This is a genomic window from Pedobacter psychrotolerans (assembly GCF_004340665.1).
Taxonomy (GTDB): domain Bacteria; phylum Bacteroidota; class Bacteroidia; order Sphingobacteriales; family Sphingobacteriaceae; genus Pedobacter; species Pedobacter psychrotolerans.
This window is the reverse complement of sequence record NZ_SLWO01000006.1, coordinates 51,108-74,511: the sequence shown is the minus strand read 5'-3', so window position 1 is coordinate 74,511 and position 23,404 is coordinate 51,108. Positions and strand designations below refer to the sequence as shown.

At 36.4% G+C, this 23,404-nt stretch carries 21 protein-coding genes and 1 riboswitch; of the genes, 6 read left to right on the top strand and 15 right to left on the bottom strand.

Annotated elements, in window-relative coordinates:
* Nucleotides 1–11: 11 nt before the first annotated feature.
* Nucleotides 12–491 carry a GAF domain-containing protein gene (locus tag EV200_RS15585; RefSeq protein ID WP_132534266.1) on the bottom strand — a complete coding sequence of 160 codons (480 nt, stop codon included), beginning with the start codon at nt 489–491 and terminating at the stop codon, nt 12–14.
* 117 nt (nt 492–608) lie between these two features.
* On the opposite strand from EV200_RS15585, the gene EV200_RS15580 reads away from it, so the two are divergent.
* Nucleotides 609–1,325, top strand: coding sequence for a DUF3291 domain-containing protein (locus EV200_RS15580; protein ID WP_132534264.1), 717 nt, complete (start codon nt 609–611; stop codon nt 1,323–1,325).
* 5 nt (nt 1,326–1,330) lie between these two features.
* The gene (locus EV200_RS15575) at nt 1,331–1,582 is read left to right on the top strand and encodes a hypothetical protein (RefSeq protein WP_132534262.1); all 252 of its coding nucleotides are present in this window, start codon (nt 1,331–1,333) and stop codon (nt 1,580–1,582) included.
* Between the two features lie 400 nt (nt 1,583–1,982).
* Here EV200_RS15575 and EV200_RS15570 read toward each other — a convergent pair whose 3' ends face one another.
* The 8 genes from EV200_RS15570 to EV200_RS15535 all read right to left on the bottom strand — a co-directional run bounded on the left by EV200_RS15570 (nt 1,983) and on the right by EV200_RS15535 (nt 9,319).
* The gene (locus tag EV200_RS15570) at nt 1,983–2,318 is read right to left on the bottom strand and encodes a Dabb family protein (RefSeq protein WP_132534260.1); all 336 of its coding nucleotides are present in this window, start codon (nt 2,316–2,318) and stop codon (nt 1,983–1,985) included.
* 82 nt (nt 2,319–2,400) lie between these two features.
* The gene (locus tag EV200_RS15565; protein ID WP_132534258.1) at nt 2,401–2,919 is read right to left on the bottom strand and encodes a YMGG-like glycine zipper-containing protein; all 519 of its coding nucleotides are present in this window, start codon (nt 2,917–2,919) and stop codon (nt 2,401–2,403) included.
* A 120-nt stretch (nt 2,920–3,039) separates the two neighbouring features.
* Nucleotides 3,040–3,762, bottom strand: coding sequence for a Dph6-related ATP pyrophosphatase (locus EV200_RS15560; protein WP_132534256.1), 723 nt, complete (start codon nt 3,760–3,762; stop codon nt 3,040–3,042).
* The gene (locus EV200_RS15555; RefSeq protein ID WP_132534254.1) at nt 3,755–4,438 is read right to left on the bottom strand and encodes an SIR2 family NAD-dependent protein deacylase; all 684 of its coding nucleotides are present in this window, start codon (nt 4,436–4,438) and stop codon (nt 3,755–3,757) included. The genes EV200_RS15560 and EV200_RS15555 overlap by 8 nt, the downstream gene beginning before the upstream one ends.
* 7 nt (nt 4,439–4,445) lie before the next feature.
* Nucleotides 4,446–5,387 (bottom strand): ABC transporter substrate-binding protein, encoded by a 942-nt coding sequence (locus EV200_RS15550; protein WP_132534252.1) that lies wholly within the window; start codon nt 5,385–5,387, stop codon nt 4,446–4,448.
* Nucleotides 5,388–5,512: 125 nt separating this feature from the next.
* Complete coding sequence (locus EV200_RS15545) at nt 5,513–6,103, bottom strand: DUF6580 family putative transport protein (RefSeq protein WP_132534250.1); 591 nt, start codon at nt 6,101–6,103, stop codon at nt 5,513–5,515.
* 96 nt (nt 6,104–6,199) lie between these two features.
* On the bottom strand, nt 6,200–8,080 hold the full coding sequence (locus EV200_RS15540; RefSeq protein ID WP_132534248.1) for a TonB-dependent receptor plug domain-containing protein: 1,881 nt from the start codon (nt 8,078–8,080) through the stop codon (nt 6,200–6,202).
* 97 nt (nt 8,081–8,177) lie between these two features.
* Nucleotides 8,178–8,371: riboswitch (cobalamin riboswitch) on the bottom strand.
* A gap of 69 nt (nt 8,372–8,440) precedes the next feature.
* Nucleotides 8,441–9,319 carry a polyphosphate kinase 2 family protein gene (locus tag EV200_RS15535; RefSeq protein ID WP_132534246.1) on the bottom strand — a complete coding sequence of 293 codons (879 nt, stop codon included), beginning with the start codon at nt 9,317–9,319 and terminating at the stop codon, nt 8,441–8,443.
* Between the two features lie 145 nt (nt 9,320–9,464).
* Between EV200_RS15535 and EV200_RS15530 the strand changes: the two genes are divergently transcribed.
* On the top strand, nt 9,465–11,912 hold the full coding sequence (locus tag EV200_RS15530; RefSeq protein ID WP_132534244.1) for a transglycosylase domain-containing protein: 2,448 nt from the start codon (nt 9,465–9,467) through the stop codon (nt 11,910–11,912).
* A 142-nt stretch (nt 11,913–12,054) separates the two neighbouring features.
* Nucleotides 12,055–15,228, top strand: coding sequence for a basic secretory protein-like protein (locus EV200_RS15525; protein WP_132534242.1), 3,174 nt, complete (start codon nt 12,055–12,057; stop codon nt 15,226–15,228).
* A 74-nt stretch (nt 15,229–15,302) separates the two neighbouring features.
* On the opposite strand, the gene EV200_RS15520 is transcribed toward EV200_RS15525, so the two are convergent.
* Nucleotides 15,303–15,653 carry a GIY-YIG nuclease family protein gene (locus tag EV200_RS15520; RefSeq protein WP_029285173.1) on the bottom strand — a complete coding sequence of 117 codons (351 nt, stop codon included), beginning with the start codon at nt 15,651–15,653 and terminating at the stop codon, nt 15,303–15,305.
* Between the two features lie 132 nt (nt 15,654–15,785).
* On the opposite strand from EV200_RS15520, the gene EV200_RS15515 reads away from it, so the two are divergent.
* The gene (locus EV200_RS15515; RefSeq protein WP_132534240.1) at nt 15,786–16,562 is read left to right on the top strand and encodes an XRE family transcriptional regulator; all 777 of its coding nucleotides are present in this window, start codon (nt 15,786–15,788) and stop codon (nt 16,560–16,562) included.
* Nucleotides 16,563–16,638: 76 nt separating this feature from the next.
* Nucleotides 16,639–17,073, top strand: a complete 435-nt coding sequence (locus EV200_RS15510) for a hypothetical protein (RefSeq protein WP_132534238.1) — start codon at nt 16,639–16,641, stop codon at nt 17,071–17,073.
* A gap of 101 nt (nt 17,074–17,174) precedes the next feature.
* On the opposite strand, the gene EV200_RS15505 is transcribed toward EV200_RS15510, so the two are convergent.
* The 5 genes from EV200_RS15505 to EV200_RS15485 all read right to left on the bottom strand — a co-directional run bounded on the left by EV200_RS15505 (nt 17,175) and on the right by EV200_RS15485 (nt 23,396).
* Entirely contained in the window at nt 17,175–17,867 is a 693-nt protein-coding gene (locus EV200_RS15505; protein ID WP_132534236.1) for a GDSL-type esterase/lipase family protein, read from the bottom strand.
* Nucleotides 17,868–17,889: 22 nt separating this feature from the next.
* A complete protein-coding gene (locus tag EV200_RS15500; protein WP_132534234.1) occupies nt 17,890–18,795 on the bottom strand; it encodes a glycerophosphodiester phosphodiesterase family protein in 906 nt (301 codons plus the stop codon).
* A 40-nt stretch (nt 18,796–18,835) separates the two neighbouring features.
* Nucleotides 18,836–20,245 (bottom strand): calcineurin-like phosphoesterase C-terminal domain-containing protein, encoded by a 1,410-nt coding sequence (locus tag EV200_RS15495; RefSeq protein WP_132534232.1) that lies wholly within the window; start codon nt 20,243–20,245, stop codon nt 18,836–18,838.
* A 61-nt stretch (nt 20,246–20,306) separates the two neighbouring features.
* Nucleotides 20,307–21,815 carry a DUF5689 domain-containing protein gene (locus tag EV200_RS15490; protein ID WP_132534230.1) on the bottom strand — a complete coding sequence of 503 codons (1,509 nt, stop codon included), beginning with the start codon at nt 21,813–21,815 and terminating at the stop codon, nt 20,307–20,309.
* Between the two features lie 12 nt (nt 21,816–21,827).
* A complete protein-coding gene (locus tag EV200_RS15485) occupies nt 21,828–23,396 on the bottom strand; it encodes a SusD/RagB family nutrient-binding outer membrane lipoprotein (RefSeq protein ID WP_132534228.1) in 1,569 nt (522 codons plus the stop codon).
* Nucleotides 23,397–23,404: the final 8 nt, after the last annotated feature.

The window sequence follows — 23,404 nt, the reverse complement described above, 5'->3', positions numbered from 1 at the left end:
ATTAATATAAACTATTTATTTAATAAAATATTGATAACTTGTTCTAAATAAACCTGATCTATATCATCGAAGTGCTCTAAAAATTCGCTATCAACATCCAAAACACCGATTACCTGATTATCCTTAATCAAGGGCAATACTATTTCTGATTTCGATGCAGAGGCACAGGCAATATGTCCGGGAAATTCATCCACGTTTGGTACAATTAAAGTTTTCTCTTGCAGCCATGATGATCCGCAAACGCCCTTTCCTTTAGCAATTCTTGTACAAGCCACCGGACCTTGAAACGGGCCTAATACAAGTTCATCATTTTTCACCAGATAAAAACCCACCCAAAACCAGTTAAATTGCTCTTTTAGTGCCGCAGAAACATTAGCCATATTGGCTACAAAATCTGTTTCTCCAAACAACAATCCTTCAATTTGAGGGATAAGGGATTGGTATTGCGCCTCTTTTGAAATTGCTCTGTCTATAGTTAAATCTTCTGCCATGCACCAAAGTTAAAAAGGATTTAGCTGTGTTTTACTTAATAATTTTGATAATGACATTAAATTGAGCGTAATGATCTGTTAATTTATTTAGTTTTGAAGCCATAAACATCTTATCAAATGATTGCTGCTTTAACCATTACGAAGTTTCGCCGATATGGTATTCCATTTGCATTTCTAGGCATGGCTATACTCCGGCTCCCCCTTTGGCTCAATCGAAATTGTAAATTTTGGAAATTAATGGGTAGCGGAAAAGATGCGCAGGTAGACCTCCCTCCAGATTTTAAACATTGGGCCATCATCACCACTTGGGATAATGAAGAAGATTGTGATGAATTTTATGCCAGTTCGTTTCCAATCAAGTGGTTTAGGTTTTTTGGATATGAAGAGTTTACTATTTTATTAAAAGCTTTAAGTAGTCATGGTTTATGGTCAGGTAAAGAGCCATTTAAATCTATTGAAAACACAAAATTAGATCAAGGTAAAATTGCTGTAATCACAAGAGCAAAGATCCATTTTAGTAAATTAAAAGAGTTTAAAAGTAATATTAAAAGAGCGGCAGATCAAATGAGAATATCAGAAGGTTTTATTTTATCTGCTGGTGTAGGTGAGAATCCATTCTTAGATCAGGCTACATTTTCCATTTGGGAAAATGCAGCGTATATGAAGAACTATGCTTATAAGTCATTTGATCACGCTGATATCATCAAACTCACTAGAGAACGACAGTGGTATTCCGAAGATCTCTTTGCACGTTTCGAAATCCTAAAAATGGAAGGTGTTTTTAATGGAAAATCAGTAAATGAATATCAGCCACTTCATCAATCAAATAATTAAACCCAATGAGAGTTATTGCAGAATTACCGCACCCGGAATGTAAGATTACTATCTTTTCGATGAATCAGAAATATATTGTAAAGTTTGAGCAAGGTACTTTTGAGCAAAGTTATAAACTGGCAGAAATGGACTTGAGTGGAGGAGGCGTAAATGATGTATTCGAAATTCTAGATGAGGAATTTATCGCTACTGTAATTGATCGATTCAAACTCATGAGGGGTGATTTTACAACTGCCTATAACAGGCATCAATTTTAACAATTACCATACGTAATTCACTGATTAACAGATACATATTTTGCATAACAAAATTTAATATTGCAAATAGTACTAGAATTATCTTGAATTTCAACATTTATGTATTTTAGAATATCACATAAAGTTATTTAACTCATTGATTAATTGTGTTTTATTTAGTTCTACAGAATATAATTTGGAAGGACTTTATTGCCAAATAAATGAAAATAATGCAATTTATTTAAAAAGTTAAATCAGTGAATGGATTCAATTTTAATTCATGATAGATTGACATATCCATTAATTCACTTGTTTTTTATCTATAATATTTCTTTCATTTTATAGCAATACTGGAAAGGCTTCCAAAGTGAAAATGCAACAGACAGGAATCAAATTCGGCTTTTAAGACAAAGAAGAATGATTAAGAAATCATCGTATCGTGAACCACTACCCTATACCAGTTATTGGAAAACTTTTCTATAGCAGCCAAGTGTATAGGATCTTCTTGGTAGGCATTGTGATCTTCGATATTATCAAAAGTGATTGTAAGCGAATACGTAAATGAATTATCAGTAACCGGGCGTATTGGTGTGTTGGCCGCAAGGCCATAACTCAATGTTTTAACGTATTTACTCAAACGCAACTGCTCAAAGAAATTTTTAAAATTTTCTATTTCAGGTTTTGTTAATTGTGGCTTTAACCAGAACATTACAAAATGTTGTATTTTTACGCTATTGGAGAGTTGATTGTCTGACATTTTTTTTTGATACAAGTTAAAAAAAATAGGCAAAAAAAAAAGCGGCTATTTAAAATAACCGCTTTTATAACACTATTGTTATCTAGTTTTTAGGTTGTACACGACCAGATTTTCTGTCTTCGCCTCTACCGATTAAATAACCGCCACCAGCGCCAACTAAACCACCGATAATAGCACCTCGTCCTTTTTTCTTATCAATTAATGCTCCACCAACTGCACCAGCTGCACCACCAATTACGGTACCCTTAGCAGCATCACTCCATCCTTTTTTCTTAGCTGTTGGTTGAGTCGTTCCAGCATATGAACTAGAACTTCCGCCTGAACTACCTCCAGAACTAGCATAAGATCTTGATGATTTTGAAGTCCTGGCACCAGCGGCTCTTGCAGCAGCCAGTTCTTCCTGATGTTTAGCTTCTTTTTCTGCTTCAACTTTAGCTACTTCAGCTTTTTTGAAACTATCTAAACGTAAGCTGTCTTTTACTGCTTTAATTGCCAATTGTTTGCCGGCTTCTTTTTGTTTTAACTCAGCTTCTTCTTTTGCTTTGTTATTACAAGCAAACATTACTGAACTTAATGCGATTACTACAAATATCTTTTTCATAACGTTTTCCTTTTAATGAGTCTACCCGGGTATCCTAACCATACAAGCAGGTTTCATTTAGTTGTGTGATTAATTTATATACACCTAGAAAAAATGATGCCAAAAATTTTTCTTACACCTTTAAGATATCAAATCTATATACCAAAAGCCTGATCTCTCTGGTTTGGTATCACATATGTTTGAAGCAATGTCTTTGGAAACAGGTGCCGGGTAGGTTCTAAAAACTTTCTCTCCGATAGTGAAGTCAATTTTATGGCGGAAGATTGGTCCTTCAAAAGCAAAGGTATGGAACTCTCCATTTTCACCACAAGGATCAACACCTTCTGGAAGCTTATCTATTAATTCAGAGGTAATTACTTCTCCACAATAATTTTCGAGATCAGTTTGTGCACAAACAATGATGGTTTTATAGGTCAGTCTTAAAAACTCTCCAATCAAATCCTTCGTGTTTTTTTTCCATAACGGAAATATCCCTTGAAGACCTATTTCGCTCAGTTTCTTTTCCCGGTAGTGGCGAAGATCTTCCAGAAAAATGTCCCCGAATATAGAATGTGTAATGCCTTCAGTTTTAAATTTTGTGAGATGATGTGCCATGGTAGTATCATACGTTTCCATGTCAGGCATTTCACCCAACCGAATCTGATAAAGTGGAATTCCAATACTTTCAGCCTGGGTGATTAATAGCGCCTCCCGCACACCGTGCATGGAAATCCTATTGTATTTTTCAGTAACTGTAGTGACTAAATAACGAATTTCAATAGAAGGATCTTGTAGGACATAATGTAGTGCCAACGTACTATCTTTGCCTCCACTCCAATTAAAAATACAAATCTTTTTATCCATCAGATAATAGCGCTTGAAGTACTTCCATACCTTCTATGGCATTTTTCTCAATAAACACTACATTTTTATAACGCCTTACATCTGGTGTTTTTGGATCTATAATATACTTACGAGTAATGGGAGGAACAAAATCAATGAGACCTGCAGCTGGATAAACAGCCAGCGATGTACCAATCAATACGAAGATATCTGCCTTCATGCAAATTTCTGCTGCAACTTCAATCATTGGAACAGCTTCTCCAAACCACACCACATGCGGACGTAGCTGAGAACCGAATTCACAAAGTTCGCCCATCTTTATTTCAGCGCCCTGAATGGGATAAGTGTGATTTGATTTGAGATCAGATTGAGATTTAGTGATGATGCCATGTAAATGTGTAACCTTTGTAGAACCAGCTCTTTCGTGTAGGTCGTCTATATTTTGAGTAATGATTTCAACATCAAAGTTGCGTTCCAATGTGGCAAGGGCAAAATGGGCAGCGTTGGGTTGCGCGGCAAGTACCTGCATTCTACGTTCGTTATAAAATTGCTGTACTAGTTCAGGGTTTCGCTCCCAGGCTTCGGGAGTGGCCACGTCATATATATTATAACCTTCCCATAAGCCATCAGCATCCCGAAAGGTTTTTAATCCACTTTCGGCACTAATTCCTGCTCCTGTTAAAACAACTAATTTCATAAGTAAATTAGGCGGGTTGATTAAAAAATATATCCTTTTTCAGGTTGATAAATTTATCAGCGAGCTGTTCCCCTGCTGTAAATAAATCGGGATGAAACATGCAGGCTAAGGCTTCAATTCCTTCTACCAATGTTCCAATACTTGGTTGGGTAAACATATCAAAATCTGCCAGGTATACCTGATTTTGTTTTACAGCTTCTAAATCCTCCCACCCTTTTTTAGAAGTCAGTAAATTCATTTCTTCCCTAGTTCTATTGATATCAAAACCACATGGGGCAATAACCAAAACCTCAGGGTTATATTTTAAAATCTTTTCCCAAGGGGTTACGATTGAATCACCTGCGGGATTAGAAAGCATGTCTACACCTCCGGCAGCTGCGATTTGAAAGGGAATCCAATGTCCACAATTGTAAACAGGCTCAATCCACTCCATTAACATTACGCGTTTTAATGGGGCTCTGTTTGCTCTTAATTGATCTAATATGGAGTTTGTTTTTTGCTGAAGATTAGCCAAATAATGCAAAGCCACTTCTTCTTTGCCGAGTGCCTTGGCAATGGTTATCGCACATTCATAAACGTCTTGCAGGTTGTTGGGCGATAGCGGAACCAATTTGGGTTGCTTACTAAGCTTCATTACTGCTGTTTCCGTACAAACAGTGTCGATATTACAAACCTCGCAGATATCCTGTGTGAAGACAATATCAGGTGCGATGCTTTCTAAAAGTTCATCATCCACCCAGTATAAACTTTTGCCTTGTGCTTTTGAAGCCGAAAAAATTCTATCGATCTCAATGCTGGAATAATTTTTACCTTCCAGGATGCAACGCACAATTTTAGGTTGATTAGCTGCCTCTTTCGGACATTCGAAGGTTACACCAAACAAATATTCCTGCAGTCCCATATCGTAAATCATTTTGGTAGCAGCAGGTAAAAAGGAGACAACTTTCATGGTGTAATATTTTTGGTGTTTTTTGATTTCAGAATGTGCTTTTTAGTGCTATTCTAAAAGTTAAAGATAAAAAAAATCCTCTTTTGAACTGAATCAAAAGAGGATTTATCAATGAATATCTTTAATTATAATCTCTGCGTTTGTAGTTTTAATACTGGAAATTTCGATTTTAAAATTTCGAAAGCCCCAAAAAGAACCACACCATATATTAATGTACCTTCTAAAAACCTGATTTCAAAAGGAATTGCCCTTTCCAAACATAGCCAAAAACCTGCAAGGTCTTGTGTGTATGAAGGATTTTTGAACCAAATACCGAAATCAGTAACCACCCAATGGATGAAAACGATGGCAAGCGTTGAACCCAATAAGGTTACAGCATTAATTTTACTTAGCAACACACGCCCAACCAATACCATTAAAGCAAAGGCAATATAGGTCCAGTACCAACCTTCATATAGAAACCCATTACTGTATTGTTTAAAAATAGTGTTAGCTAAAACGAAATCACTTAAAAATAAGCTCAACAATGGAAAAGCAAAGGCCTTCACATTGTCCTTAAAATAAGCACCACCAAACAATGCCACTGCTCCTATAGAAGAGAAGTTAGCAAATTGAAGTGCATCAGAATTAAAGGTGATTAGCAGACGTAAGGCTGTAATGACCAATATCATTAGCAATACCGTAACGTTGCGTGGATTAAATTTTAGATTGGACATATTTATAATATTAGGTAATGGAGTATAAATTGTAATATGAATATTAAAATCTTATTAATTCCTATACCCTTTACATTAAAGCAAAGTTATATTTTATTAGCGGATATTAAAAGTTACACCTGCATTAAAATTAAAGCCTAAAGTGTTGTAACCAATAATTTCATTGTATTTTTCATTCAGGATATTTTTAGCATCGAAGAAAATTTTAACTCTTCTTTTTGCTAAGGCGTATTCCGCATAGGCACTTAATAGTTTATAACCTGGTAAATTTTCTACAGCATAAGTGGTGAAATTGCCATCAGTACGGGTACCAAAATACCTGAAATTAGCATTTACATATAAGTTTGAAGTAGCTTGGATACCTGTTGTAACACCAATAGAATGTTTAGGTCTTCTGAACAGAAAATCTTCAACCCTATTATTTACACTGTTGTATTCGTTTCCGGTTACGTAAGAATAATAACCATTGATGTCTAACTTCCATATTTTAACTGCTGGTTCAATTTCAAAACCTTTTACTTTCTGGCTTTCCTGATTGATGTATCCTGCGGCAAAATCATAAATAATTGCATCTGTTAAATCTCTTTTGAAACCAGCTACGCGTAAAGAGAATTTGTCATCAGCAAAGCTGAAGTTTGCGCCAGCTTCATAATTCTGTGATTTTTCCGGTTTCAGTCCTAAATTAGCACCATACTGCCCGAAAAGCATATTTAACGTTGGAATTTTGAATGCTGTTGAAACCGTTCCAAATAATTTAATCTCTTTGATAATGTTTATACTCGGTGTGATCGTATAGGTATAGTTTTCTCCATATTGTTCATGTTTATTGTAACGTCCGCCAACTTCCAGATTAAAAATACTTAAGTCATGTAAAAACAATGAACCATAAGCTGCAAAAATATTGGTTTCAGGTCGGTTGGTACCAGAAGTTAAATGCATTTCCCTGTTCTCAATTCCGGCCAATAAATTTAATTTCTCTCCTAATTTTTGGTTATAAAATAAATCAATCAGGCTAATACTACCAGAACCCATGCTGGTGTAAGGAAAACTGTCAAAACTGCTTAAAGTATTATTTGAAGTTGTTTGATAGCTATAGTTCAGGTTTATTTTACCAGAGCCAAAGTCATATTTTGTATTCAAACCACCGCTGAAGTTTTTTAAAGTCGTATTATTAGCAGAAGGACCATCAGCAAATGCACCTTCATCTATTTTATAGTTTCCCCGGTAATAGCGTATAAAGGGATTAACAGAGAAATGCTTATCTAGCTGTATACCAAAATTTGCACTTACACCATCGGTTTTATAACCATCCTTATCAAATTCAGTATTATTTCCACCTGGGTTTGCTGCTTCAGAGATTCCATCACTTTTTTGGTGCGTATAATTCACATTATAAGTAAAGCCATCTACGGCACCATTTAAACCAATGGTTCCTTTGTAGGTTTCATAACTTCCGGCACTAGCTACGCCATAAACCGTATTTCCTTTTGGTCCACCCTTTTTAGTTACAATATTGATTACTCCAGCTACAGCATCAGAACCATAAATGGTAGATTGTCCGCCTTTCAGAATTTCAATATGATCGATTTGATCGATAGAAAATAAGCGTAAATCAAAAGCACCGCCATTTCCCGAAGGATCATTCTGAACGATACCATCGATTAAAACCACAGCATAGGCACTTCCTGCTCCTCTAAAAAACACTGATTTGTTCAAACCCGGATTACTTCCTGAGCCGGCAACGATAATACCAGCTTGTTCACTAATTAATTCAGGAAGTGATATGCCATTACTGCGATCTAAAGTTTCGCGACTGATAATGCTGACTACTTTACCCGTTTGCGATTGTTTCTGATCGTTCTTAGTCGCAGAAATAACCACATCCTTAAGTTTTAAGGTGTCCTGAGCATTGGCTTCACCAATACCGAATTGCACAAGGCCGATGCCTGCTGCAATTAAAAATTTTGTTTTGTTCATTTGATTGTGAGTTTTGCCCACAGCCAACAGATAGAAAAGGAAATGAAAATACGAAACCGTTAAGTACTCCAATCCTAGCTTCAATCCCCGAAAGCTATGAAATTATATACTTATGGCAGGTCTTCTGACTTACTCCCGGTTGTTTTGCCTTCCCATTCAGTTAATAAACAGTGGCATAGAATTAAAAAACCGTTATAGAGCTTACAGCTGCGGGACAGTTGCAGAATTACACTGCATTCCCTTTTAATTCCGGCACGAAGTGCACCGGAAACCAAAAGCGCTGCAAAAGTAGTAAAATAAAGCTATTCGTAAAATATTAAACCTTATAGGTTTTAAAACCTATAAGGTTCGTTGTAGTAACTATTCCGCCATTAAAATCGATTTTGTTTCAGCAAGTTTGGATTTTTCTTCTTCGCTCACTAGAGGAAAATCAAGATTTAGTTTTTTTAGCTTGTCTAAAATAATTTCGCTGATGGCTAAGCGAGCAAACCATTTCTTATCTGCCGGAATTACATGCCATGGTGCAACCTCTGTACTTGTTTCGTTAATGGCTTCCTGATAAGCTGACATATACTCATCCCAAAGCGCCCTCTCCTTAATATCACCAGAAGAGAATTTCCAGTTTTTAGTAGGGTCTTCAATTCGTTCGAGGAAGCGTTGTTTTTGTTCGGCTTTACCTACGTTCAGAAAGAATTTTAAGATAACGGTTCCATTGGCGCAAAGGTGTGATTCGAAGTTGCGGATACTCTCATATCGCTTTTTCCAGAAATCTTTATCTACTTTTTTCACATCCTGAATACCTGGAATATTTTCATTCAGAATATATTCCGGATGTACTTTACAGGCGAGTACATTTTCATAGTGAGAACGGTTATGTATACCAATCCTGCCCCGTTCGGGCAAAGCAAGGTAATGTCGCCATAAAAAATCATGTTCATATTCCTTGGCCGTAGGTACTTTGAAGCTGAATACCTGACAGCCTTGCGGATTTAATCCACTCATTACATGCGCAATAGCACTGTCTTTTCCAGCTGCATCCATAGCCTGGAAAATAATTAAAATGGAATGTGTTCCTGCGGCATATAATTTTTCTTGCAGGTGGCTGATCTCAATTTTAGTTTTAATCAGTTCATCCTTTGCCTTTTCTTTATTGAAAGTACCTGTATAATCGGTTTCAACATTCTTTAAAGAAAATTTTTTATCTCCTTGTACAATTAGCGCTTTAAATTCGTTTTTCATACTTATACATTCGTTTTTAATAATTCAGTGTAGCAATATTTTAAATATAGAACTAAAAAATAAGTAAATTAAAAACGTTAATTTGCATATAGAGTTTTTTATATTTAACGCCCATAGCATTTACCAAAATACCATCTTAGCCAATATGTTTAAAGAGATAAAAAACAAGTACTTACGTTATTCTGCAATATTTTTATTCTTTATAATAATTTTCTTTTCTGCGCTTCAACTTAATTTTTTATGGCTTTTTGGTTATTCACCAAGTACGAAGGATATAAAAATGCCTACCCTGAGGGTTGGATCTGAACTTTATACTTCAGATGGTAAACTTATCGGAAGGTACTTTAAAGAGAACAGGACACCCGTAAATTTTAATGAAATTGCACCAAGTGTAATTAATGCACTCGTAGCTACAGAAGACGTTCGTTTTTATAAACACTGGGGCGTAGATGCACAAGCGGTTGGACGTGCTGTTATTGGATTGGGAGAAAAAGGCGGTGCAAGTACCATTACACAGCAGCTGGCTAAAAACCTTTATCGAACCCGATATAATAAATCGCAAGGATTTCTGGTAAAAGTTCCGGTGATCAGAACCGTTATATTTAAATTAAAAGAATGGATGACAGCCGTTAAACTGGAATCTAATTATTCGAAAAATGACATCATTACGATGTACCTGAATACGGTTTCATTTGGAAATAATGCCTATGGAATTAAAACCGCAAGTAGAGTTTATTTTGATAAAGATGCAAAAGATCTAAGTATTACAGACGCAGCCATGCTGGTGGGGATGCTTAAAGGTACCACAATGTACAATCCTACTAAAAACCCTGAACGGGCCTTGGAGCGGAGAAATGTTGTGCTAAGGCAAATGAATAAATACAATTACCTGAGCAATGATAGCCTGAAGGAACTATCTAAAGAACCGGTTAAGTTAAAAGCAGGTCAATTGGAAGATGGTAGTGATGGTGATTCTTACCTAAGGGCAGCGGTGGCGAAATATTTAGAAAAATGGTGTTTAGATAATGGTTATGATTTGTATGAAGACGGTTTAAAAATATACACCACAATTGATTCTAAGTTGCAGAAATATGCAGAAGAAGCTGTTGCAGAACAGATGAAAACTTTACAACGTAGATTTTACAGTGTTTGGGGAAATGAAGACCCATGGTATGATTCTGAAAAAAATAAAGTAGACTACCCGGAAAGAGCAATGAAAAATCTACCCATCTACAGCACGTTGATGAAGAAATTTCCAAATCAGCCGGATTCGGTTACTGCATATTTCAATAAGAAAAAGCGAATGCAGATTTTTACTTACAAAGGTGATCGCGATACTTCATTCTCAACATTAGATTCCATTCGTTATTACGGAAAGATTTTAAATACCGGAATGATGACCATGGAACCGGCAAGTGGAAAAATTAAAGTATGGGTGGGTGGAATTGATCATAAATTTTTCAAATATGATCATGTTAACCAATCTAAACGCCAGGCCGGATCAACCTTTAAACCTTTTGCTTACTTAACGGCATTAGAACAAGGAATGAGTCCTTGTGATAAATTTACAGACAAACCCGTTAAAATAAAATACCAGGATAAAGGGGAAACCAAATATTGGGAGCCTAAAAATGCTGACTATAGTGTTACTTATCAGGAAATGAGCTTACGTTCGGCTATGGCAAGATCTGTGAATACCATCACTGCTCAGGTTACTGAAAAAGTAGGTTGGGATAATGTGGTTAAATATGCGCATGAGTGTGGAATTGACAGCCATTTAGAATCTGTTCCTTCGGTGAGTTTAGGTTCAAACGATGTAACCGTTTATGAAATGGTAAAGGCTTACAGCACTTTCATGAACAAAGGTATTAAGACTGATCCTATTTTAGTTGAAAAAATTACAGATCAGGACAACAACGTAATTGATGAATTCAAACCAAAAACAAAGCGTGTACTCACTGAAGAAATTGCCTGGTTAATGACTTACATGTTCCGCGGAGGTATGGAAGAACCAAGAGGAACTTCTCAGGCTTTATGGGAATGGCCAGATTTGTTTAAAAAGAATAACCAGATTGGTGGTAAAACAGGTACCTCTTCCGATTATGTTGATGCCTGGTACATGGGTTTAACAAAAGATTTGGTTACAGGTGTTTGGGTGGGTTGCGATGAAAGAACAGCGCATTTTAAAAATGGTGAACAAGGTGAGGGATCAAGAACAGCCCTACCTATCTTTGCCAAATTTATGGAAAAGGTTTATTTGGATCCATCTACCGGTTACTCTTATGGACCATTCCCTAAAGCTACAGTAGAAATTACACGAAGTTACAATTGTCCAAGCCCTCAATATGTAAGAGATACCACTACAGTAGACACAACTGCCGTAGATTCTACGCAGTTTGATGTGCCAGTGACAGTTGATCCTGCCAATCCGGTAACACCATCTGAGCAAGAAGTCAAAAAAGAAGATAAAAAACAAGATCCTGACCCAACCCAACCTGTACAAACGGTTCCACTTACCAGAAAAGAAGAAAGAGAATTGAGAAGAAAACAGCGACAGGAAGAAAAAGAAAAGAAAAATAACGAAAATAATTAATCATTGCCTCGTATTTAATTAGCCTGTATAAACACTGAAATGTTAAATAAGAAATAATATTTTAAACATTAACTATTTTTGATTTTGAATCTTAATAGTTCAATTTCGTACGTTTTAAAACTTCATTCACTAAACCACACATATGAAAAAAGGCTCTACTTTAATAAGCAGGTACCTTCTACTATTGTTCTTACTTGTAATTTCCTTTTCAGTTCAGGCGCAGTATTTCGGACAAAATAAAGTAAGGTATAAAAAACTTGATTTCAAGGTGTTGCAAACACCACATTTTGAAATTTATTATTATATAAAAAATGAAGCCTTATTAAAGAAATTTTCTCAGGAGGCAGAGACCTGGTATAAAATGCATCAGGAAGTATTCAGAGATACTTTTTTAAAGAAAAATCCGATTATCCTTTATAACAACCATCCCGATTTTCAGCAAACCACTGCATTGCAGGGTGAAATAAGTATAGGTACAGGTGGTGTAACGGAAGCTTTAAAGAATAGGGTAATTATGCCAGTAATGGAACTAAACAGTCAAACCAGGCACGTACTGGGTCATGAATTAGTTCACGCATTTCAATACCATACACTTTTAGAAAAAGATTCTATTAGTCTGGAAAATGTAGGCCAGACACCACTTTGGATGGTTGAAGGAATGGCAGAGTACCTTTCTATCGGTAAAAAGGATGCCTTTACTTCCATGTGGATGCGTGATGCCATGCTGAACCGAGATATCCCTTCATTGAAAGATTTAACCAATTCCAATAAATACTTTCCTTACCGTTATGGTCAGGCATTCTGGACTTATATAGGTTCTCAATACGGAGATACCACCATTGTTCCTTTATTTAAGAATACGGCAAAATATGGCTATCAAAACGCCATTCGATATACTTTTGGCTATGATGATAAGACTTTGTCTGGCTTATGGAAAAACGCCATTGATGCACACTATAAGCCGATGCTGAAGGCGGATAGTTCGCAGATCAAAATTACGGGAACTAAAATTATAGACAATAAAAATGCGGGAAACATGAACGTCGCTCCTGCTCTGAGTCCAGATGGAAAATATTTAGCTTTCATGTCTGAAAAAGATCTTTTTGGTATTGATCTGTTTCTGGCCGATGCCAAAACAGGAAGAATCATCAGGAAGCTAAGTAGCCAGATCAGTAATGGCCATATTGATGATTTTAATTTTATCGAATCTGCTGGTGCCTGGTCGCCAGACAGCAAGCAGTTTGCATTTAGTATTTTCAGTCATGGCAGAAACCAGATGATGATCATTAATGTATCAAATGGAACAACCATTTCCCAAACCTCTATGCAACAGGTACAGCAATTTGGAAATCTTACCTGGTCTCCAAATGGAAAAGATATTGCGTTTTCAGGAATGGTAGAAGGCCAGAGTGATATTTTTTCTTATAATTTAGATACAAAGCAAATTACTCAAATTACCAATGATGTTTATTCTGATTATGCGCCTAATTATTCTCCTGATGGAAAAAAGATTGTATTCTCTTCAGACAGAGCAGCTATCCAAACCAATAATATAAATGCAGTAAATCCTATTAACTTGGCCATTTATGATATTGAAAATAAAACGGTTAGCAATTTAAATGTCTTTCCAGGTGCCAATAACTTAAACGCACAATTTTCTGGAAATAGCCAGAATATTTATTTCTTATCCAACAGAGATGGCTTTAGAAACCTTTACAAATACAATTTTACTGATAACACTGTTGACCAGCTTACTGATTATTTCACAGGAATTAGTGGGATTACAGAATTTTCACCTGCGATTTCAGTATCCCCTACTGATGATATTGTTTATAGCTATTACCGTTACCAACGTTACACCCTATATAATGCCAAACTAAGTAGCTTCAAACCAAAAAGAATTGGAAATCAGAATGAAAATTTTGATGCCGCAATTCTTCCACCTATGGAAAATATTGGGGTAAACATTGTAAACTCTAATTTAAACAACTTCGACAGGTTTGAAAAAGTGGTGACAGATTCTTTAAAAACAGTGGCCTACAAACCTAAATTCAGACTGGATTATTTGGCGAATAGTGGCGTTGGTGTTTCTTCAAGTCGATTTGGTACCGGGGTTTCAGGTGGTATCGTGGGTATGTTCAGTGATATTTTAGGAACAAATCAGATCATTGCCAATATCTCCGTTAATGGACAGATTTATGATGCCGGAGGTTTGGTAGGATACATTAACCAGAAAAGCAGAATTAATTGGGGTGCTGCGGTTTCTCACATTCCATATGTATCAGGTTTTAATTCGGTTAGCTATGAGAAACTGCCAGCAGACAATAACACTACTGTTGATGCGGTATCACAAAATACAGATATCATTAGAACTTTTGAAGATCAGGTACAGCTTTTTGCAGCATATCCATTTAGTAAAATTCATCGTTTTGAATTAGGTGGCGCGTTTTCGCGTTACAGTTATAGGATCGATCGATATAGCAATTATTACAATTCGGCAGGTAGTTATATAGGTTCTGACCGAAAAAGGATTTCAAATGAAATAGCTTCACAGGATTATGGCATTCCTTTTAATTCCTTTACCCTTTACCAAGTAAATGCGGGCTTTGTTGGGGATAATTCTATTTTTGGTCTTACTGGTCCGTTAGATGGTTTTAGATACCGTGTAAGTGCAGAAAAATATTTTGGTACATACAATTTTTCAGGTGTAACTGCAGACTTAAGAAAGTACTGGAGATTAAAACCAGTTACTATAGCTGCTAGAACTTATAATACTTTAAGAATTGGCAAAGATGCTGATCGCCTCTATCCCATGTATGTGGGCTATCCTTATTTAGTACGAGGATATGAATCAAATTCGATTTATAAAACGACTTCAGCTCAATCTTCAGAATCTTTTGATATCAATCAGTTAACAGGTAGTAAGATTGCTGTATTCAATTTCGAACTTAGGTTACCTTTTACCGGACCTAAGAAACTGGCGGCAATACCATCTAAATTCCTTTTTAGCGATTTAAATTTATTCTTCGATGCTGGTTTAGCCTGGACGAATGACACGAAAGTCAAATTTAAAAACGAACCAACTTATGTAACGGAGATTTTAAAAGATGCCAATGGAAATCCTGCTTTAGATAGCAAAGGAAACCAACTTACATTTCAATCTACAACCGAGCGTGTTCCTGTAATGAGCGTGGGTATCTCTTTAAGGGTAAATGTTTTTGGTTATTTTGTTCTTGAACCTTATTACGCCATTCCATTCCAGCGTAAAGATGTTAAAAGTGGCGTATTTGGCTTAACCTTTGCACCTGGTTGGTAATCAGCATTTGATCCAACTTAAAAAGCGTTCCCATTTAAATTGGAGCGCTTTTTTTGTGCAAGAAGTATTTTACTTTATGATAAGCTGGTAAAAGCCAGATTAATCTGATTGGTTACATTTCTATGTAGCAATATGTTTTCGAAATCTAAACCAATTGTTAAATCTATCCAATCCGGATTGCAAGACCTTACTAAACGCTCCTTTTGCATTCTGGTAAACCGACTTATTATTTTAAAACGTGCCAACGCTTGTGCTTCACTTTTAAATTCTTCAAAGTATACTAAACGGGTTAATTGTTGTCCATTATCAAAAAACAAATTTGGCATCTGTTTATAGAAATCTAATGTTTTAATTAAATCAGAACTCATGCCTACATGCATGCTGGTGCGATTTCTGTCGGTAACGATGTAAACAAACTTTTTCATAATCTTCAAATTTTTAATTAAACTAAACTATTTAGTATACCTTCTTGCAATTCAAAATAATATTACTAACTTTATGAGCATAAAATTACTAACTATTTTAGTAATTCCAAATTTATTTTAAAATTTATTTTTATGTCGAATATTTCAAATAACTTAAAGTATCTCAGAAAGAAAAAGGGCCATACGCAGCAGAATTTCGCTGATATCATGGAAATCAAGAGATCACTTATTGGTGCCTATGAAGAAGATAGAGCAGAGCCAAAATATGACTTGCTAAAAAAAATAGCAGAATATTTCGATTTAACCATTGATGAATTCATTAATGAAAAGATAAGTGATAGCTGGAAACCGAAGTTAAAAAGTGCTGGTTCTAATTTAAGGGTATTGAGTATTTCGGTAGATCAGAACGACAGAGAAAACATCGAGTTAGTACCTGTAAAAGCCAGTGCTGGTTATCTTAATGGCTTTTCCGATCCGCAATACATCAGCGATCTTCCTAAATTTCAATTACCACTACCCGCACTTCGCCAGGGTACATTCCGGGCTTTCGAAATTATGGGCGACAGTATGTTACCCGTTCAGCCTGGAAGTATAATTATTGGTGAATATCTAGATAATTGGAATGAAGTTAAAACAGGTGAAACTTACGTCATCATCAGTAAAAATGAAGGTGTAGTTTATAAAAGGGCTGGAAACCGTTTTAAGGAAAATAAAGATTTGAAATTAATTTCTGACAATAAAGTGTATGATCCATATACCATTGCTGCAGATGATATTCTTGAAATCTGGAAGGCAAAGGCTTATATCTCTACTTCTTTACCTGAACCTGCACCAGATCCAACAATGGAAACCTTAACCCAAATGATGGCACAAATGCAAAAATCAATTTCTCAGTTAAATAAAAATTAACACTTTTTAACTTATGCCCGATTAAACTGTTTGATGCTTTTCATCTCTATTATACAAACACATAAATAATAAGAACATGAAAAAAGCAATCTTAACAATCGCGATAGCAGTAATGGGTTTTACTGCTGCATTTGCGCAAGACAGTTCCAGAACATCAAGAAAACAAATGCCTAAAATGACTGCTGAACAAAGAGCAGAGAAGGCTACTTCCAGATTAGAAAAAAAATTAAGCTTAACCGCAGATCAAAAATCAAAAATCTATGCTGTTGAACTTGAAAATGCTAAAAAGATGGAAGCCTGGAGAAAAACCGATCATAGCGATATGAAAGGTAAAATGAATGAGCGTAAAACGGCAATGAAAGAACAAAAGGCAAAAATTGATGCAATCTTAACTGCAGATCAAAAAACTAAAATGGAAGCTTTTCGTGCAGAAGCAAGAGAGAAAGGTGGAAAGATGCGTAAAGGATTGAATCGTGGAGACAGAACTGATAAAGCACCAGTTGAAGGCTAATCCTCAGTAAAATATAATATTCGATAAATAAAGATCGCCTGGAAGTAAAATTCCAGGCGCTCTTTTAGTTTTAAATAAATACTAAAACGTGATTTGCTCCATTAATTTAAATAACCACTTTTCTTTAAGAATGCTGCCCAAACATCATATCCCGCAGGTAGTAAATGGAGTCCATCTTTAGTTAACGCGGCATTTAAATGCTGATCCGAATCAGTAAAATGTGGATAAAGATCAATAACGGTAACGTTTTTGGAGGTAAACTTTCTGATCTCCTCATTGAGATAAAGAATATGTTGATCCTTACCGTAATGATTTTTAAATTTCTCAAATGAACTATTTACTGGCAGAAGGGTATTGAAATAAATCTGCGTTTTTCTAGATCCTTTTCTAATTCTTGAAATCATCATTTTATAATTTTTCAGAATGATGCTATCTGGAATATTTCTGGATATATCATTGATTCCGATCAGTATAAAAACCTTCGACGGCTTTCCGTCAATCACATCCTGTAGCCTTTCTAAAACACCAAATGTAATATCGCCGGAGATGCCCCGGTTTTTAGCCAGTGGTAAATCAAGAAGTTTTGACCAATCTGTTCCAGCCGTAATGCTGTTGCCTAAAAAAACAATATCCTTTTTTGATTTTAGATCGTCTTTAAATTTTTTAACTAATTCAACATATTTGCCAGGCCGGTAAGTGCTGTCCCATGTTACGGTTTGCGATTTAACAGAAACGGCTACTAAAAGTAATAAGCTGAATGCAGTAAAATATTTGCGGAAGGGAAATAATTTCATGAGTTTTTTTCTTCAAACTTAATTATTTTGCCTGAACTAAAATATCAGGATAATCTGAAATAATACCATCAACATTTAAGGCTTTTAATTTTTGAATATCTTCCAGCTTATTGGCTGTCCAGGGAATAATTTTAACGCCATTAGCATGTGCTTTAGTTACCATATCTGTAGTTACCATTTGCCATATCGGACTTAAAATAAACGGCTTATAACCTAAATCAGCGATGTTTTCTTCATAAGATTTTTTATTCGCTACGAGGAAAGATGTTTTGATGTGCGGATATTTCTCGTGAATGATTTGAATGGTTCTCTTATCGAAAGACTGAATCACTACAAAAGAAGAAATTTTCTTTTTCTCAATAACATCCATTAATAACTTAACAAACACCTCTGGCGTGGGATTGGTCTGTCCATCCCCTTGCGGACTGCATTTGGTTTCGATATTGTAAAAGAACTGCTGACGTTTATTTTTATTAATATCGTATTGTACCGAATCAATCAGATTTGACAACAACGGAATGTAAGTTTTAACTTTCTGTTGTGTTGGAAACAAATCATAATATTTCGTACCAAGATCAAACTGTTTTAATTCTGCATAATTCATCCCGAATACAGGATATTTCTTTGCATCAGCCTCAGGGATATCTTTTCCATCAGGCGTAAGCATAAATGCCGGGCTCAAATAATCATCATGTGTAACCACCACCTGGCCATCTTTAGTAATGTGCGTATCCATTTCCAATGTCGTAATACCCTTTATTTTTAGCGTATTGATCATGGCTTTAATGGTATTTTCAGGCATTAGCCCTCTCCCGCCCCGATGCGCTTCTGCACTAAAGGCTGGAAATGAAGCAGTTTTCTGTCCATTAGAATTTAGTGCTAAAAAAGATGCTGCTGTAAGTAAAATAGCTGACTTAATTAATTTCATTTTCAATGAGTTAAGTTATGATTTTTTAAAATGATGGTGACTAGGCACTTACCTCTGATTCGAACTTCTCTCCAAACCGATCAGTGGCAACAACTTTTACCTTTCTAACAGAAGGATCGAAATGTGCCATAAATAAGTGGTCCGTTGAACGGGCTTCTACAAAGGATCTTGGGTTGGGAAGTTTATCCCCTTTATACAACTTTACTGCAAGAGGATCAAATCCATCTTGTTGCGCCAGTGTACCCATTGCTTTTCCATCAAGAAAATATTCAACCTTCCATTCCGGATCATAGTTCCAAACATTGGCAATCAGCCTCTTCTGGTTGGTTAAAGTTTCTACATAAACGGCCAGCTGCTCTTTTCTATCGCGACCAGTGGATTTATAATGCCATTTAAGTTTTGTTCCATCCACTTCGTAAACGCCATAACCACGAGGTGTTCCATCTTCACAAATTGGACCAGTCCACCAGCCACCACAAACGGTACCATGGTTATGCTCGAAAACACCATTCTTAATTACGTTTTTATTAAAATGCGTGTGGCCAGACATGATGTGAACATTGCTGTAATCCTTAATCACAGCATAAAAATCATCGTTGTTTTTTACGGAGTTATGCACCGGGATATGTAGGCAGATAATCAATAAGGCATCTTTCGGCACGAATTGCAAATCTTTAGCCAGCCAATCCAGCTGTGTTGGCGTGATATAGCCATCATAATTTCGCTCTGTGCCTAAGTATCTTACATCATCCAGTACCACATAGTGTGCTTTACCTCTGTTGAAAGAATAATAAGTCGGGCCGTAATGAGCCTGAAAGGTTCTGTCAGATGTATCATCACCACCTTGTCTGTAATCCTGATCGTGGTTTCCCAATGCCTGGAAAAAAGGGATGCCGATTTGTGCAATTGCTTCGTCATAAGCTGGGAATAAATCAAAATTATCCCAAACTAAATCACCCACTCCAATACCATGAACAGGTATTTTACCCATTCCTGCAACCACTTTTTTAGTGTCAGGAACTGAAGTTTCCATCATTTGCTGTACATCACTTTTATTTTTTACCTGAGGATCAGCCCAGATAATGAAGTTATGTCTGTTGTCTTTTTGCTTCAAAGGTTGAAGGTCGAAATTCAGTTTTCCAGCGGTATCCGGCTTATAATAATGTCTTGAAATGCTGCTTTCTGTTTTAAATTCATAGCCTGCAGGTGTACTGATCCAGACAAAACGGGCAAGATCATTCAGCTTAATTTCGTATTGGCCTGCTTTATCTGTTTGTACCACCTGATATCCGTCGGAAATTACTGCACCTGCTACGGCCTTACCTTTACTGGTAACCGAACCACTTACCACGCCATCAACAGAAAACATTGATGATGGGAAAGCTTTGAGACTAACAAAAAGTGTAGTGGTTAAGAGACTTGTTTTTTGGATAAAGGATCTTCTATTCATAAAATGATGGAGTTAAAATAATAAATCAAGCCACCGGTAAACTGATGGCTTGATCAAATAATTAATTGACAATCGCTGTAAAGCCTGTTGCCTGTTGAATTTCTGAAAGTTGTGATTTAGCGTTAAGCTCAATATTTTTAGCTACTCTTCCGGTTTTCCATAAGCCTGTTGTAGCATCGTAAGTGCCGCCAAGCATGGTGAAATTACTGGTAGCAGGAAAGGCAAACTTGTTGGTATTGGTACCACCTCCATAGAAAATGACACGCTTTCTGTTTTGAATGACACTATATTTATCAGTATTGGTAATGCGATAGCCCACTTCTGGTGGCCCTGCAGTATATACACTGCCACCTCCACCAAACATAACCACATCCAATGGAACTGAATTTGCATTTACCGTTATGCCATCAAATACGGCAATACCTGCTACGTTACCACTGTTAGCCAGTAAATTAGTTGTAGCAGTACCAAAATCATCACCATTTAATGTAGAGTAAGCTTTGCTGGCAATCCATACTGCACTGCTGATATCAGTTGATGCAGAACCCCAAATTTTCTTATTGCTTCCACCAACATAACAAAACTGCCCTTTTTTAACTGATCCTGTTGTGATGTTAAACTTATAAGTCCGCACACCGCCCATTGCCCATCCTAAAGCTGGAGCAGCAGTAATACCGGCATTATTGGAAGTTACAATTGACATTGGTGTTGTAGCAAAATTAATGTCTTTTGTGGCTTTAAACTGAATATATTCGTTATTGGCATCAGATCCATCCGGATCGGTCAAATAGCCCGTAATTACCAATGGTGATACTTTAATAATATCCAATTCATATATGTCATCAATATATCTTGGCCAAAGTTGCATACCACTTGAAGTGTTAAAAACAATCCCGGTAAAGTCTCCAAAAGGCACCATTGAAGCTTTGGCTAGTTGTGCAGCAGATTCTGTATGAACAGTTATTTTTCCAAAACCATCATTAATCGTTTTGTTTCCGCTGAATGTTTCGCCAGCTACTGGCTCTGGCTCAACAACTCCTTTACTAATGGTGATCAGTGTACTTTCGTAGAAATCTAGACGACTAATTAGTGTTGCTGCATTAACCGCCTGTGTTCTCATATTTTTACCTGATGCGATTTTTTTTATCTCGCTGGCATTAACGCTGGTAAGTTGTAAAATTCCATCTACTCTTTTCAAAGTGCTACCATCTATCTTCACGTGAATAGAATCACCTGGAACATATTTGCTTGATTCTGCACCTATATTAATGGCAATTCCTCTTAAAGAATCGATCCCGCTGCCTGTTACTCTGCTATTTTGCAGAATAACTAATCCGGCAGGAATATTTCCATTAGTCTGATCTGAAATAACCACCCCTCTGATGCTGGTAGCACCTGCTAAGTTTGATGTATTTAATTGTACTTCTGTATTTTTGAAGAGTTTCCGTAAATCAAAGTTTGCAATAAATGGACTTGGATTAACCAACACATAATCGCTATCGCGCTTACAACTTATAAAAGTGCTTCCTAAAACCAGAAGTGCACTCATGTAATATAATATCTTTTTCATCTTATTTATGAATTAAGGTTTTTGCCACCAAACCAATGTATTGATGTCATCAGCCCCTTGTGCAGCAACAGCGTTACGATAAGAGGTTGGATTGGTAGATTGTGTAACCAATGGATAATTTAGTCTTGCTGGCATTTGCCCACCGTTGGCAAGTCCGGTACCGACCTGTAAAAAAGGATGTTTAGTTCTGCGATACTCAAACCACTGCTGAAAATCAACTAGAAACAACGCATAATATTTTTGAATCTGAATCAGTTGCATTTTGCTTGATGAATTGCGTACCTGATTTTCTAAAGGTAAAGTGTTATTCCATTGGATATCAGCATCGTTAACATAGTTAATAACTTCCGGGCTGCTTCCGCTGGTAAATCTTTCAGGCATCCAGTAGTTAATGGCATCTGCAATTCCTTTTAAATAGTAAGCTTCTCCAGTACCATTTATCCAGCCTTTTGCAGCAGCTTCTGCCAGGATAAAATCGACCTCTGCGCAATTCATGATAATACCCGTATAACGGTCAGTTTGCAGCGTATATGGTGCGTTGGTTGCATCTGAATAAAAGTAGGATTGTTTTTTAATAGAATTACCTGCATCATAACCACTTGGTACACCTACATAACCATCTGGTCCGGGTGCTATACCAAATCTGCTCACATTGTTTTTACCCAACTGAGGATTGATACGCGGGTCTGCCCAGGCACCAAGATTTCTTAAAAAAAAGTCCGTAATGGCTGGTGTTCTGAAATCAACAGCACGTACATTGATCATAAATGGCGAAGAGTAAACCGCAGTACTGCTATTGGTTCCGTTCCAAAGGATTTTAGCTGTATGGGTATTGTTTTCCATAATTGGATAGTTCGCTTTATTGGTATCGGCTATTTCTTTAATTTTTGCGATAGCCTGTGCGCTCACCTCTGCTTTTCCAGAAACACGAAGTAATAATCTTAAATAAAGCGAATTGCCAAATCTGCGCCATTTATTAATATCGCCTTGATAAACAGGATCTGCATTGGCAGAAATAGCTGTTCCTGTTGTTAATAGTTTGTTTGCTTCTTCAAGTTTGCTAAACAGATCAAGGTAAATGTCTTTTTGCTTATCAAAGGCTGGCTCGATTAGACCTTCTTTACCTTTATTGGCTTCAGTATAAGGTATATCACCATAAACGTCCGTTAAGAGTTGAAAAACCCAAGCCTGGCTAATTAATGAAATTCCTTTATAGGATGCGTTTAGCGATTCTGGCCGATCTGCAATGGTATAAATATCTCTTAAGTTCGTTAACTCTAAGTACCAGTTATTCCAGGTGTAATCTGCCCAGTTTCTACGAACATCATACCTGAAAACCTTGCCTTCTGCATCACTGATATCAACAGTAACCTGCATTAATTCATTATTAAAGTTTCGGTTACGTACCATATTGGTTGATAGCACATTCACTAAAGATGGTGCCAGTAATTGTCCTGCAGTTGTAGTTGATTGCCCAATTGGATCGGTATTGACCTCATTAAAATCTTTCTTACAAGAGAAAGCGGATAAACAAAGTATTGATAATAATATATAGCTGGTTATTTTATTTCTTGTCTTCATAATCTTAT